The organism is Rheinheimera baltica DSM 14885 (assembly GCF_000425345.1).
In the GTDB taxonomy this organism is placed as follows: domain Bacteria; phylum Pseudomonadota; class Gammaproteobacteria; order Enterobacterales; family Alteromonadaceae; genus Alishewanella; species Alishewanella baltica.
The window spans coordinates 1-13,727 of record NZ_AUDG01000023.1 but is presented as its reverse complement, the minus strand read 5'-3'; the positions used below and the strand labels follow the sequence as shown (position 1 = coordinate 13,727).

General features: G+C 45.8%; 15 protein-coding genes. 9 read left to right on the top strand and 6 right to left on the bottom strand.

What is annotated here, in order from left to right; all coding sequences use genetic code 11:
• Positions 1 to 320: 320 nt before the first annotated feature.
• Entirely contained in the window at positions 321 to 701 is a 381-nt protein-coding gene (locus tag H595_RS0109300) for a DUF6896 domain-containing protein (protein WP_027670972.1), read from the bottom strand.
• A gap of 308 nt (positions 702 to 1,009) precedes the next feature.
• Between H595_RS0109300 and H595_RS0109295 the strand changes: the two genes are divergently transcribed.
• Entirely contained in the window at positions 1,010 to 1,489 is a 480-nt protein-coding gene (locus tag H595_RS0109295) for a DUF4199 domain-containing protein (RefSeq protein WP_027670971.1), read from the top strand.
• A gap of 177 nt (positions 1,490 to 1,666) precedes the next feature.
• Positions 1,667 to 2,542, top strand: coding sequence for a DMT family transporter (locus H595_RS0109290; RefSeq protein WP_027670970.1), 876 nt, complete (start codon positions 1,667 to 1,669; stop codon positions 2,540 to 2,542).
• 204 nt (positions 2,543 to 2,746) lie between these two features.
• On the opposite strand, the gene H595_RS0109285 is transcribed toward H595_RS0109290, so the two are convergent.
• Positions 2,747 to 4,477 carry a DUF885 domain-containing protein gene (locus H595_RS0109285; protein WP_037054272.1) on the bottom strand — a complete coding sequence of 577 codons (1,731 nt, stop codon included), beginning with the start codon at positions 4,475 to 4,477 and terminating at the stop codon, positions 2,747 to 2,749.
• 159 nt (positions 4,478 to 4,636) lie between these two features.
• Here H595_RS0109285 and H595_RS0109280 point away from each other — a divergent pair, with 159 nt between their 5' ends.
• Positions 4,637 to 5,062 (top strand): CBS domain-containing protein, encoded by a 426-nt coding sequence (locus H595_RS0109280; protein ID WP_027670968.1) that lies wholly within the window; start codon positions 4,637 to 4,639, stop codon positions 5,060 to 5,062.
• A gap of 144 nt (positions 5,063 to 5,206) precedes the next feature.
• Here H595_RS0109280 and H595_RS0109275 read toward each other — a convergent pair whose 3' ends face one another.
• Both H595_RS0109275 and H595_RS0109270 read right to left on the bottom strand, forming a co-directional pair.
• Positions 5,207 to 6,292, bottom strand: a complete 1,086-nt coding sequence (locus H595_RS0109275) for a fatty acid desaturase family protein (protein WP_027670967.1) — start codon at positions 6,290 to 6,292, stop codon at positions 5,207 to 5,209.
• A gap of 11 nt (positions 6,293 to 6,303) precedes the next feature.
• Positions 6,304 to 7,368, bottom strand: a complete 1,065-nt coding sequence (locus H595_RS0109270) for a flavin reductase family protein (protein ID WP_156885949.1) — start codon at positions 7,366 to 7,368, stop codon at positions 6,304 to 6,306.
• 393 nt (positions 7,369 to 7,761) lie between these two features.
• Here H595_RS0109270 and H595_RS0109265 point away from each other — a divergent pair, with 393 nt between their 5' ends.
• Positions 7,762 to 8,646, top strand: coding sequence for a GGDEF domain-containing protein (locus H595_RS0109265; RefSeq protein WP_037054269.1), 885 nt, complete (start codon positions 7,762 to 7,764; stop codon positions 8,644 to 8,646).
• Between the two features lie 12 nt (positions 8,647 to 8,658).
• Here H595_RS0109265 and soxR read toward each other — a convergent pair whose 3' ends face one another.
• Positions 8,659 to 9,123: a redox-sensitive transcriptional activator SoxR gene (soxR, locus tag H595_RS0109260; protein WP_027670964.1), complete on the bottom strand. Its 465-nt coding sequence runs from the start codon at positions 9,121 to 9,123 to the stop codon at positions 8,659 to 8,661.
• 208 nt (positions 9,124 to 9,331) lie between these two features.
• Between soxR and H595_RS0109250 the strand changes: the two genes are divergently transcribed.
• Positions 9,332 to 9,772 (top strand): VOC family protein, encoded by a 441-nt coding sequence (locus tag H595_RS0109250; RefSeq protein ID WP_027670963.1) that lies wholly within the window; start codon positions 9,332 to 9,334, stop codon positions 9,770 to 9,772.
• Positions 9,773 to 9,869: 97 nt separating this feature from the next.
• Here the strand turns inward: H595_RS0109250 and H595_RS0109245 are convergent, their stop codons facing one another.
• A complete protein-coding gene (locus tag H595_RS0109245) occupies positions 9,870 to 10,418 on the bottom strand; it encodes a hypothetical protein (RefSeq protein ID WP_027670962.1) in 549 nt (182 codons plus the stop codon).
• Positions 10,419 to 11,049: 631 nt separating this feature from the next.
• Here H595_RS0109245 and H595_RS0109235 point away from each other — a divergent pair.
• From H595_RS0109235 to H595_RS0109220, 4 genes are all read left to right on the top strand, one after another.
• Positions 11,050 to 11,511 (top strand): hypothetical protein, encoded by a 462-nt coding sequence (locus tag H595_RS0109235; RefSeq protein ID WP_027670961.1) that lies wholly within the window; start codon positions 11,050 to 11,052, stop codon positions 11,509 to 11,511.
• A 107-nt stretch (positions 11,512 to 11,618) separates the two neighbouring features.
• Positions 11,619 to 12,935 (top strand): hypothetical protein, encoded by a 1,317-nt coding sequence (locus H595_RS0109230; RefSeq protein ID WP_027670960.1) that lies wholly within the window; start codon positions 11,619 to 11,621, stop codon positions 12,933 to 12,935.
• The gene (locus H595_RS0109225) at positions 12,935 to 13,354 is read left to right on the top strand and encodes a hypothetical protein (protein WP_027670959.1); all 420 of its coding nucleotides are present in this window, start codon (positions 12,935 to 12,937) and stop codon (positions 13,352 to 13,354) included. The genes H595_RS0109230 and H595_RS0109225 overlap by 1 nt, the downstream gene beginning before the upstream one ends.
• A gap of 149 nt (positions 13,355 to 13,503) precedes the next feature.
• Positions 13,504 to 13,727 (top strand): transposase (locus H595_RS0109220; RefSeq protein WP_027670958.1); only part of this gene is annotated, 224 nt, incomplete at its 3' end.

The following is a 13,727-nucleotide window of genomic DNA, read 5'->3' as shown; positions in this document are numbered from 1 at the left end:
CAGACACGCAAACGGCGCATGTAAAACGAACCAACTAAGCAAAGGAATGCGCCAAGGCACAGGATGCGCCCCACCCGTGGTGAAAACACTGAACCAGGAGGTGAATAACGGCTAAACGACACAAAACAGAAGAAACAGATTGCTGTTGGCAAAACAGGCGATCATGGCTAAACTCGCCCCCAATTTACTGCCGCTAGCCAACGCAAATAAAGCCACTCAGGCTGCAATCGATATATCTACTATATAAGCAGAAAACTCAAACACCGGGCTTGTCCAACAACAGGATTAAGTCGCGGCTGCGCGCGACCTATCCTTGTTTATTATGCATTTTGTGACAACGCCTCTGAAATGGCTTTTTTCATTAGTTCTTCATCATCAAGTAATTCGCGGTAGTTCTCGTATGGCAAGTTTCCATCGTTTACTTGCTTTTCAATAAAGATCTGCATTCGCCACGGATCTGGGTCAGGTTTGTCAAAATCAAAATCGATTCCTCCAACACCTGGAGTTCTAAAAACATCTACTCCGATACCATGAGTTCGAATATTCCAACCTGTTCCAGGCACTAATTTGCAACCACGATTTTCGCTAGAAAGAATGTCTTCTGCTTTCGATAGGCCGAACCCAAGTCGAATTAGCTCTTTCGCCCAGCTCATCTGTGCATACCATAACGGAATGGCCGCTGTGATTGGATTCGTACTCATGACATCCTTAATGCATAACGCTTATTCGACGGGTTGACCCGTGGTTAAACACGGGTTAACCCGTATTTGTGAATTTGTTGTTCTCGACATTACTTAGTTTTTTACTAATTTACAATATCTTATAGGTACAAGTGGATTTGGTGCTTATCCGCGCGCTGCTGAGTTTTTTCAGCTAAAGCAGCAATATGATCCGCAAAACCGTTTTAGCAGCCAGTTTTGGGCTAAATACCAACCACCGTTTGCGACTGGCGGGAGATAGAAAAAGCGCTATAGTATTTCTGTGTCTAAGCTAACAAGAACAATAAGTTATGAAAAAATATCTGACGGAAATACGCTGGGGCGTTATTTTTACCGCTGTTATACTGCTGTGGATGTGGGGTGAGCAACTGGTTGGCCTGCACGACCGTAATATCGCAGAGCACGCTACCTACACTAATTTATTCGCCATACCGGCAATATTAATATACGTACTGGCGCTGCGGCAGAAAAAAAGGTGTGATTTTAGTGGTGATATGAGCTGGAAGCAGGGCATGCAAGCGGGGCTTATTATCACTTTAGTGGTGGTGCTACTAAGCCCGGCTGCACAGTGGTTAACCCACAACGTGATAACGCCGGATTATTTCGCCAATGTGCAGGCATATGCCACCGCGCAGGGCATGATGAGCGCAGATGAAGCCGCAGCTTATTTCAGCTTAAATAACTATATGCTGCAAAGTGCTATCGGCGCGGCCATTATGGGGGTTATCACCTCTGTTATTGTGGCGTTTTTTCTGCGTAGTAAAAGTTAGTTGTTTAGCAATAGTGAGATAAATGGCTAAAACCCGGACGGTTTTGCGTGCTTGGTCGCTTACACTACAGGCCACTTCCGCATGGCTACGCTACAGTGAAAAATTACGCTGCACTACTGCCTGAAATTACTGCCTGGTTGTACAATAGCGCACTGTTAAAATGGGTGCCTTTGCCACATGTCTGCTTCTTCTTTATCTCAACCTGATAACCCGCTACGCGGTATTTTGTGCATGCTGCTGGCGGTGGCGCTGTTTTCGGCAATGGACGCGGCAATGAAGTCTTTAACGCCGTATTACAGCGCCATGCAAATTGCCTGTTTGCGCGGTGCATTGGCCTGGCCTTTGGTGGTGCTGTGGCTACTTAGCAGTGGGCGGCATAAAACGTTGCTAAAAACCCGCTGGGGTCTGCACCTGCTGCGGGCTGTGCTCGGCGTAATTATGCTGTGGGCCTTTGTATTTAGCCTGCAAACATTAGCGCTGGCTGAGGCTTATGCCATTTTCTTTACCGCACCACTACTGATAACAGCGATGTCGGCGTTCTGGCTAAAAGAATATGTGGCGCCCCGGCATTGGGTAGCAATAGGCATTGGTTTAGCGACAGTAATTTATATGCTAAAACCCGACGGCGACAGGCTGATAAGTATTGGTGCCTTAATGGCGCTAGTGGCGGCAATTTGTTATGCCGTCTCGGCTATTACGGTGCGAATTCTTGGGCGCAGTGAAGGCACCGGCAATATGGTGTTCTGGCTGATGACATTGTTAGCGCTCGGTGCGGGTGTGTTGGCCATACCGGATTGGCAACCGCTTCGCAGTGAACTTTGGCTAAGCTTTGTGCTGATTGGTATCACCGGTTTTGGTGGGCAAATTGCCATAACGCAGGCCTTTAAAATAGCGCCTGCTGCCATAGTCGCGCCATTTGAATATATGGCGCTGCTGTGGGGTATTGGTTTTGATATTGTGCTGTGGCAATTGTACCCGGCGTTTTCAATGCTGGCCGGTGCCACGGTAATTATGCTCAGCGGCCTGTATCTGGTGTGGCAGCATAAAGCGTAATCTGTATTGAAAAGGCTTTCAGGGCTGCAATAACAACCAGTAAAGCCTGACCGGTTTGCTCTAAATCAACCGTTGCAGGCCATGGATGGCCGGAACCGAGCCTCAGGGATGATTTATGGCGTGTTGATGTGAGCAAACCGCGTCGTGCGTAATACCAAACAAATCGGCATTCGGCACTAAACGCGGGCTTTGCATTCAACTGAGTTAACGCTGGGCTTCAATCCACTCCAGTGTTAGCTCTTCCAGTAAATCCAGCGGCAGGCTGCCTGAGGCTAACAGGTGATCGTGAAAGGCGCGGATATCAAATTTATCGCCTAGTTGTTGCTGAGATTGCTGGCGCAACTGGCGAATTTTAATCTCACCAATTTTATAAGACAGGGCTTGTGCGGGCCAGGTAATGTAGCGGTCAATCTGGGCTTCTACCTCTGCCATGCTAAGCGCCGTATTGTCGGCTAAATAGTCAATGGCTTGTTGGCGGCTCCAACCCATGGCGTGCATGCCGGTATCCACCACTAAGCGGCAAGCGCGCCAGGTTTCATAGGTTAAGCGGCCAAAATCGCTGTACGGATCCTGATAAAAACCCATTTCCTTACCCAGGCTTTCGGCATATAACCCCCAGCCTTCACCATAGGCACTGTGATACAGGGTTTTACGAAATTCCGGCATGTCCATTTCTTGCGCCAGCGCACTTTGAAAATGATGACCAGGCTCTGCTTCGTGAAAGGTTAATGCTTCTAAGTTATACAGCGGTTCGCTGCGCACATCGTTAGCGCCCACAAAGTATGTGCCTGCGGTAGTACCGCTGCCGTCAGAGGCTACATAATAGGCACCCCCGTTTGGGCTGGCTTTTATATCGAAGGTTCCTCGCGGTAGGGTGTTAAACCACTTAGGTAACTGGCCCGCCATTTTACGTGTAATGTAGCTGGCTTTTTCGATAAGTTGTAACGGGGACTCGGCATAAAACCGCTCGTCAGTGCGCAAAAATTTGACGAAGGCATTAAAGTCGCCGTTAAAGCCTACCTGCTTAATAATGTTATTCATCTCAACGCGAATACGTTTAACTTCACTAACCCCAAGCTGATGGATCTGCTCGGGTGTCATATTCGTGGTGGTATAAAAGTTAATTAAATACTGATAGTAGGCTTTGCCATCTTCCAGTGCGGTTATACCCACGTCTTTGCGACACGCCGGCATATATTGTTCGGTAAAGAACTGATACAGCTTGTTATATTCCGGGATCACTGTATCCATAATCAGTTTGCTACCCGCTTGCTGATAATGGCGTTGCTGCCCAGTGCTAAACTGTGCTGGTTGGTTTGCCAACGGCGCGTAAAACACACTGTCACTTACATCACTGACAATATGTTTGCTAATGGTTTTGTCGTAGTTGGCAAAGCTGGCACAGTAATGCGTGTAGCCTTTGTTGATGGCTTGCTTAAGGTTATCAATGTGCTGCTGGTTGTAGCGCGGGAAATCCGCCAGGCTGACTAAGTAATTGTCATAGTCGGATGTGGTTAAAAACGACATATTGTCCGGCGCACCGGCAAAATAACTGTGATAGCCGGCATAAGCCTGCATGGGAAACAGGTGGTCAAATTGCTGATAGCTTTGTGCTTCGGTTTCACGTTCGTATTTAAATAACCTTAGCGTTATTTGATCAACTGCGCTGAGCTCACGTTGTTCAATGTTGGCTAATTGCTTCAGAAAACCTTGGTTAACCTTGGCCCGGCGGTCGCGGCCTGCCTGAGACACATCGGGTAGTGTGCCATTCATCCGAAACGTGTCGGGGTCTTTACGAAAGAAAATTTGTTCTTTGTTGGCTTCTGCCCAGTGTTGGCTAAGCAGTTGTTCCAACTGTTGCTTGGCATCGGTGGCATTAACGCCTGTGGCGACAGTAAACAGCACTGCGGCGGAGATAAACAAATGTGGTTGCATATTAAAGGCCCGACAACACGATTAGTAGCTTGGTGTTATACCATAGCCGGTATTATCAGGCTATTGTGGTTTTGCTAGGTGGCTGATACTGCTGGTGAATTGGTGTAAACAGGTTATAGTTTTAGCACAGCCTTGCAGTAATTTTAACGGTGTACCACGATGACTAATGTCGCACAATTAATGAGCCCTAACCCCGTCAGTGTGTCACCGGATGACAGCCTTGCCGTGGTAAAACAGATTTTTGATCATGTGAAATTTCATCATTTACTGGTGGTGGAAGGCAGCGTGTTATTGGGCGTATTGTCAGATCGGGATTTATTTAAAGCGTTAAGTCCTTATCTGGGCACCGCGGCAGAAACAACGCGCGATCTGGCCTCACTTAATAAAAAAGCGCATCAGGTAATGCGGCGCAAACCGGTAACCTTGCAAGGGCAGGCTAACGTGAAGGACGCCGTGCATTTGTTTAACACCGAAGGGGTATCTTGTATTGTGGTGGTTGATAACCAGAACCGGCCGCAGGGTATTTTAAGCTGGCGCGATATTATCCGCGCGCTGGACCGCACCGATAAGCGTACCGCACAGTAGCTGCTAGTTGGGGTTAGCCAGACTCTTGTAAGGAAACCAATTTGCTCTAAGCTAACCGTTGAAGCCCTTGACGGGCGTACACGAGCCCCCATGGATGAGTTTACGGCGTGTTAGCGTGGGCAAACGGGTTTCCATTACACCGAACTACAATGCCTTTACTGCTTTCCCGCCGCCTGGCAGCGAATAGCGCATAATGCGACCAAATACTGTGCTGTACTGGCGTACAAAGCTACCCGTGTTGTACGGAATAGCATATTTTGCTGCTATCGCCTGCACCTGTTTTGCCATAGCGGGGTAGTGCCGTGCCGGAATATCGGGAAACAAGTGGTGCTCTATCTGACAGCTTAAATGGCCGGTTAAAATGTGCAACCAGGTAGGGCCGGTAAAGTTAGACGAGCCCAGCATTTGGCGATAATACCATTGGCCGCGGCTTTCGTTTTCGCACTGGGCAGCAGTAAAAACATGCACGTCTTTAGTAAAGTGGCCGCAGAAAATCACCGTTGACGTCCACAGGTTGCGAATGAGGTTAGCCAACAAATTACCGCTTAGCACCCAAAGCCACATAGGCCCGGCAATTAGCGGGAAGAACAGATAGTCTTTTATCAGTTGACGCGCGCCTTTGCTGAAAAAGGCTTTTTTCAAGGCACTGTCGCTTACCTGAGAATGCCGGTCGGCTTTTTTCTTTCCAGCAAATACCCGTTGTGCAGCCAGTTCATGGTACGACACGCCCCATTGAAAAAACATACTCAGCAATAAATACGTAGCGCCTTGCCACAGGTTACGCACGCGCCAGCGAAAGTCATTGCTTAACCGTAGCAAGCCGTAACCAAAGTCGCGGTCTTTGCCAATAATGTTGGTGTAGGTGTGGTGCTCAAAATTATGCGTGCGCTGCCAGGAACCCGCGTCGCAGGCAATATCCCACTCATAGCGTTTAGAATGCAGTACCGGATCGTTCATCCAGTCATATTGGCCATGCAATACGTTATGGCCAATCTCCATATTGTCGAGAATTTTCCCCAGTGCCAACAGCAGCACGCCCACCAGCCAAAGCCAGGGGGTAATAAAGCCCAGTACCAGCAGAATACGCCCGCTTATTGCGCTTAACCGTTGCACCAGCAGTACGCGGCGAATGTAGCGCGCATCTTGCTCGCCCAGTTGCGCTTTAACCTGCTGTTTTACTGTGTCCAGCTCGTGTTCAAGAGCGCTAAATTGCTCAATCGTTAGTTTCATCTCAAATCCTGTTACAGCTTAATCACAAGTTCGGTTACCGGCTGGCTTATGCACAGCTGAATTTGTTCTGCGCCATTTCCGCTTAATGCGCCGGTACGAATATCGCGCACCTGGCCGGAAACCTTGTCGCATACGCATTGAAAACACACCCCCATACGACAACCAAAGCTTGGCGTCAGGCCATGTTGCTCGGCGGCGTGCAGTAGGCTGTGCTGTGTGCTCGCAGCGACCTGATGCGGTGAACCTGCGCGGATAAACGTGGTTTGCCGCGCCGACTCGTCAGCATCACCGGTTATTGTTTCGCAGGGGATAGCGGGTAGCGCCGGGCCAAATTGCTCTTTGTGAATAGTACACAGGGCTACGCCCGCCTCGGTTAGGCGCTGTTGTATCTGCTGCATAAAGCCTGCTGGGCCGCAAAGATAAATCTGTTTATCTTTTGCCTGTGGCAGTAGTGCATTTGTCATGTCAGCAGCAGGTTCAACGCGGCTGTCAGACAGGGTTAGGGTAAACAGGGGTTGCCGCGAAGCCAGTTGTTTTAACTGCACAAGCAGTGCAGCGTTTTCACTGCCACGGTAGCGGTAATACAGGCTTACCGGCGCCAACCAGTGGCGCTGACTAAGCAGCATTGACGCGATAGGTGTAATGCCAGAGCCCGCAGCTATAAACAACGCCGGTAGCGCAGGTTGCTGCCAGTGAAAATCGCCCTGCGCGGCGCTGATATTCACCACAGTTTCGTTTTGTAGCTGGTTTAACAGCGGTGTAAATTCAGCGCCGCTGGTTACTTTACAGCATAGCGCTATGCTGCGGGTGCTTTGCCAGTCGGCAAGTGTAGAGCAAATGCTAAAAGGCCGGCTGATATAACGACCATTGTGGCGCAGCGTAAGTAAAACATGCTGACCCGGAAAAAAGCCCTGCCAGCGCTTTGATACCCTAAAGGTTAACTGCAGCATGTCTGCAGTGGCCCAGTATTTACCGCTTACACGGGCGCGAAAATGCCCCGGTAGAAACCCTGGCGAAAACTGCTGAATTATCGGCAGCAGATAGCGACTCAGCGCAGGCTGATTGCCTAGCATCATACAAAAGGCACGCCACAGGCGCTTTAACAACGGTTTCAAAGAATACGCACTCGCTTACGTTAATTTCAGCGCACAGTTGTACACTAAAATGTCTGGAATGACCAGTTTATTGTTTTTATATTTAAAGTAGATGATTTCAACTTCATGAAAAATATGGTTTTTTATTATTTAATTTTCGTAGTTGTTTAACATTTAAAGTGAACACGTGTATATATTATGTGTTTGTTTATGGCTGCAGGTGATTTTCATGGTTGCTGTGTTGTCTAGCGTACCGACGCGAAACACCATGACCGTTATATTGAAATAATGTCTACTGTTGCAGCTGAAAACAAAGTTGCGGCTCGTCCCTTGATGGCAGCAAAGGTTTGTCGTCTTGCTGTGTATGAGGTACCAATGACGACAGAACCTAAAGTACCCGGCGCCAAATCCGCCAGCAAGACCGTGTCGCTTAAAGGTGTACAGGGGGTACTGAAAAAAAATGCAGCGATTAAGAAAAATATTAACACGGCGGCTGAAGATCTTGGTTCAGTTAACGACACGCTAAAACAAAAAAAAGCCACTGTTGTGGTAATTAAAAAGGCCATGCAGCAAAACGAGGAAGCGGAAGATATCGTTGCTAAAGCGGCTGAGGATTTGAAACAAGTTAATATTAAGCTGTCAAAAGAAATAGCAGCACGCATTGGTGTTGAAGTAGAGCTTAGTGAGATGAAAAGCGACTTGGCAACGGTGCGCGACAATTTACGCTTGTCTCAGCAAACTGAAAAAGCCTCACGTCACAGCGCACTTACCGATGCGCTTACCGGCTTACCTAATCGCATGTCGTTTGATCAGGCTCTTTCTCATGCATTGTTACAGGCGCAGCGCCACAACTGGTCGCTTGCGGTACTATTTATTGATGTCGATAAATTTAAACATATTAACGACACTTATGGCCACGATACTGGTGATAAAGTGCTTATTACGGTTGCGAAGCGTTTAACGGCTTTTGTGCGTAATGAAGATATTGTTAGTCGCTGGGGTGGTGATGAGTTTGTCTGTTTGTTGCGTGAAATAAAGCTCGAAAGTGATGTTATTCAGCTGGCGGCGAAGTTAGTTGACCATATTGCAGAGGACTTCAGCCTAAACGAGTTAATGCTGAATATTCGCATTAGCATTGGTATTGCCATATCGCCACAGCATACCGAGAGTGCAGACCTGTTACTAAAATACGCCGACAGAGCGATGTATGTTGCTAAAACCACACCGCTGCGCATCGCAATTTATAAAGCATTGAGTTAAATCGAGTTGACTTTAACGGCGCTTCAATACCTTTTGCTCAGCCTGTTCCAACAATACTGGCCCGCTGCCTTGGCTGGCGAGGGTGTCATCCGGGTTATACAGCGGGCATTTTGTCATGCTAAGGCAGCCACAACCAATGCAGCCGGTGAGGTACTCGCGCAGTTTAAGCATGTACGCAATGCGGCTATCCAATAGCTGTTGCCAGTTTTGTGACATCAGCTGCCAGTCTTCAACTGTGGGCGTGCGGTTATCCGGCAACGACGCAAACGCCTGTTTTACCTCTTCTAAGCTAATGCCCATTTTTTGCGCTGCTTTAATCACCGAAATTCGCCTTAGCACGTCGGGTTTATAACGGCGCTGATTACCGTCGTTACGCCAGCTTTTAATCAGGCCTTTGTTTTCATAAAAGTGCAGCGTACTGACATTTATGCCGCAGCGCTTTGCCACACGGCCAACACTCCAGGTTGCCTCTGTCATGCCGAACTCCTTTTTTAAAAATGTTTGCAAAAAGCACTTTACCTCAACTTTGGTTGAGGTTTTAACCTGCGCCTAACTTACAACAAGGAGCGCGGCAATGACAACACAAACTGATGAAACACGGCAGTATGAAAACGGCTTTTTACGTCGCTATTTTCAGCTGGTTAGCCACACTGTACGCAGCAAATAAAATCTTAGGGAGGGAACTATGTATTTAGAACACGTTAATTTAGTAGTAAGTGACATCAACGCCATGCTGAAGTTTTACCGCGCAGCATTTCCACACTGGCATATTCGCGATCAAGGCCACGGCGAATGGCATGGCAAGCCGCGTAAATGGCTGCACTTTGGTGACGATTATCATTACATTGCGCTAAGTGATCACGGCGAGGGCAACAACCGCGAGTTGGCAGGACATAGCGTAGGCTTCGCGCATTTTGCTTATGTTACCAATAACTTGGAGGCGGTCATCAAGCGCCTTGAAGATGCCGGTTTCACCATAGCCAAACCCGGCGCAGACGAGCCGTTTCGTAAAAATATCTACTTTGTCGACCCTGCCGGTTTTGAAGTGGAGTTTGTCGAATACCTAAGTGATGTCCCGGCCGAGCGAAACCTTAACCGCGAAGCATTGCAGCGGGAGGCGGTGTAATTAACATACTTGTTTTCTGTTAAGCAGAACCGGTTTATGTCTTGTTAGTGCAGGAAAGTAGAGGGCAGCTTCACACTTGGTGAGCTGCCGTCAATGTTTAGGGCGCGGTCTGAAGTAAGGCAGCAAAATCTTTACTGGTTAGCGCATCTTGTAGCAACTGCTTAACAGCTGAGGGCATAGACTGTGCGACAAGAAGACAACTGGTTTCTTCTTCATACCCTCTGCCTTCACCACGATAGGTAGTTTGAGTGGTGAACTTATGGCCATTCGATGACATCAGCTCCAGTGTTAAATACCAACTGTTTTTCCAGGAGTTAAACTTTACTGTTTGTAAATAACCGGTTATTTCAACGGGGGCGCTGTCGGCCAATAAGTTGGCGTTTGCCAGTTCAGAACGTAGAGCGGCATCAACATAGTTAGCATAACCGCCAGACGCTTTTACCTGGCCTTGCGTTTGGCATTGTTCGTGATCTTTAATGCCAGCGGGGCGGCTAATGCCTTTAAGGGCAACAGGTGCCGCTTCTAATTGCTGCAAGTGCAATAATGTCTCTGCAGAGCTTTGGTAGCGCGGCGCTTTATAGGTTATGCAGGCGGTAAGACTGGCTGCCATAATGCTAACTAGAAATATGGCGGTATGTTTTCTCATATCAATGACCTCGTGTTGGTAAAGTAAATGCCGCTATTTTACATACATATTTGAATGTAAGGCTATTGGCAAACAAAATAATTCACAAAAAATACAAATTTTTACAAATTATGGTTGTTGATAATAAGCGAGTAGTAAAGGCGTTAAAAAAAGCGGCAAGGCAGCAATTGTGGCAGTAAAAGCAAAAGATCACAGGCCTAACTTAGTCGGCGGCATGCCGCGTGTTTTTGTTTTCACATAAATGACTTTTGCACTACTACCACAGCATACGTGCAAACGGCGTGCAATTTAACGTCCACCCACAGAAGAACCCTGCGTTATTAATAGGGTATTTCTACAACTAACCGCTAAATAAACCCAACTCTAACCATGGTGCAACAAAGCAAAAATAACCCAAATTTTCTATGTATTAATATACAGTTGTTGGTGTTGAGTTTTTTATCTGCAACTTGCGGGTTTTAAACCCGTATTCTGCAGCAACATAAATTGCTACAAGTTAAAAATGCTTGATTTACATTTGGATAGCAGAATAGACTGGATTAAATTTTGGAACTTGCAGGATCTGAAACACGCAACTCGCGGGTTTTGGTCCTTTGAATAAGCTGTTAGACATATTTAACAAGGAATCGTAATGAAGTCTATTTATGCACTTTTTTTACTAGTAATATGGCTGTGTCTTTCAAATAAAGCCCTCGCAAACGATTGTGACTCCAGTTGTCAGATGGACCAAATCAACAGTTATTTCAAAGCTCTAGACAAGGTCAGCATCAGAGGTTCGAGTATCAAAGATATCGATTATTTTTTGTCCTTGTTGCATGCTGATGTCAAATATATTCACGTGGAATATGAAGCTAGTTTTGACAAAGAGTCATGGCGTAAAGCTTTTGTTCGAAACCTGGAACGTGATGCTTATCAAAATACTAATGAAAATGAACAGCGAGTTTTAAAAGCAATTCTCGGGAAAAATCATGTCGCGGTTGAATACTCCCACGGAGTGATACAGAAAGACGGAACTTGGCAGCAGAAAAAACCATTGCTCGTTTTATTCGGTTTTACTGAAGGAAAAATATCGTTAGTAAAAGAGTTATGGTAAGTGAGTCTAACAAGCGCCATCAAAAACGCGCCCTTTGGGCGCTCGACTCGCAACAAGTTGCTCGCGTTTGTGGCGGGCGTTAACTGCCAAGCATAGTAAGGTGCTACGTGAAAGAATTTGAGCTTGAATCGTTATCTGAAAATATACATTTCGGTAAAACGAAGACGTACTTTAGAGAAGTACTGACCTCTTATCAAAATGGTTGTTACAGATCGGCTACCGTTATGCTTTGGTCGGTTGCGATTTGCGACATTATATACAAACTACAAAATCTAGTTGATCAATATGAAGATGGTGTAGCGAGAAAAATTCTAGATACTGTGAAAAGTGTACAACTTAATGATCCGAAATCTTCGAGTTGGGAATTGCAAATATTAGATGACGTTTACAGTAAAACAAATTTGATAGATAGCTCCGAGTACGAAAACCTGAGATACCTGCAAAAGCAAAGGCATTTATCAGCTCACCCTGTGCTAAAGGAAAACTTAGAACTTTATAAACCAAACAAGGAAACAGTTAGATCTCTCATAAGAAATACGCTTGAAGGAGTTCTGATTAAACCTCCATTTTACACTCAGAAAGTCACACAAGAATTTTTAGAAGATTTAGACGAATCTAAAGACGCTCTAAACACTTTTGATAAGCTAAAAAAATATATAGAAAGCAGATATTTAGAGCGCCTGTCACCAGAGCTGGAATTATCTATTTTCAGAACATTATGGAAATTGATTTTCAAATTAGATGATGAAAAGTGCAGTGAGAACCGGTATGTAAACTTGAAAGCCTTACGGGTTATAGGCACAAGGAATAAGGCTTTGCTAAATGATTTGATCTCGGGGGACCCAGATTATTTTAATAATATCTCTTCCAATGGTGAGCCTATTGAAGCACTAGTATTTTTTCTATCGCTATATCCTGATATTTATCAATTGCTTGGAGAGGGCTCGAAGCTGAAAATCCAACATGCAGTGGAATCCACAGATGTGGGGAAAACTTGCGGTTGGTTTGTTAATGGCGACCTTAATCAACATTTTTTAAGTCTAGTTGAATGGATTGAAGGCGATAGCCATCCGGTATTTTCTGATAACCAATGGGCCTATGTTTTAGAGCTTTCTGATTCTGACGAGTGGGAACAATGCTTTTGTAAATTGGTTTCTGCGTACTATTGTGCGAGTAAAAACTTCGATACTGCTGATCTAAGATTTTCTCAAGTCATTTCCCCTAACTTAAAGTATTTTAATGTTGCTAGTGCCATATACTTATTAGAAAAAATTGAAACAAACAGTCAGGTTTGTAATCGTAGTAGGGCATATTCCGATCACCCTAAAGTAAAAAAATCATTTGATCGGGTTTTGGGTGCTGATTTTGATTATTCACCCTATCGAAGATTTAATGAAACCTCTCGTTTGGAAGAGGAAGAGTAATGATGCACAGCCTAGAAATATTTCATCTGGCGATTTTAGAAATTTTTAGAAAGTGTTTAAACAGTATTCCTGAACCTGTGAAGCTTGATCCTAGTGAAATTGGTAAAGAGGTCGCTAGTTACTTTACTAACCCAGAGGAACCGGAAGAGTTATTTAATCAGTTAGCTGTGATCCAAGATAAATCAAGAGAAACAATTAATTGGTTAAAAAATGAAGGCTTCCTTAGGATTGAGCATGAGCCATTAAGCGGACCAGTGACCGCAACACTTACACACAAAGGGATCAGCGCATCGAACACATGTGTTCCATCATTGGGTGAAGGTAAAAGGTTCTCAGATTTCATGACATCCAGTATCAAAGATGTGACTAAAAATGTGGTATCAACATTAATTACAGGACTTTTTGCGAGTGGCAGTTAACAATCCGCGTCATTCGGGGCCTTCGGCCCCTGCGACGCTCACAAGTTCGCGCGCATGCGCGGGGCGTTGAGGCTGTAGAAAAACCTCTTTTCAGCTGTTCGAGTTTGTGATCAAATAGCGTTGTCTGATTAAAAAGTGGACAACGCCTAATGCCTAAATACATCCCTTACGATTACAACCAAAGTGCCATGGTGGTGATTAATTATCTCGACCAACTGCAGCCTGGCACTTTTGAACACGCCATCCATTACCTGATTGATAACAAGCTGGACCTGTCGATATTTCACAGCAAATACCAGAATGAAGATAATGGCCGTCCGGCGTATGACCCCGCTGTGCTGTTAAAGATTATTTTGTTTGCCTACTCCAAGGG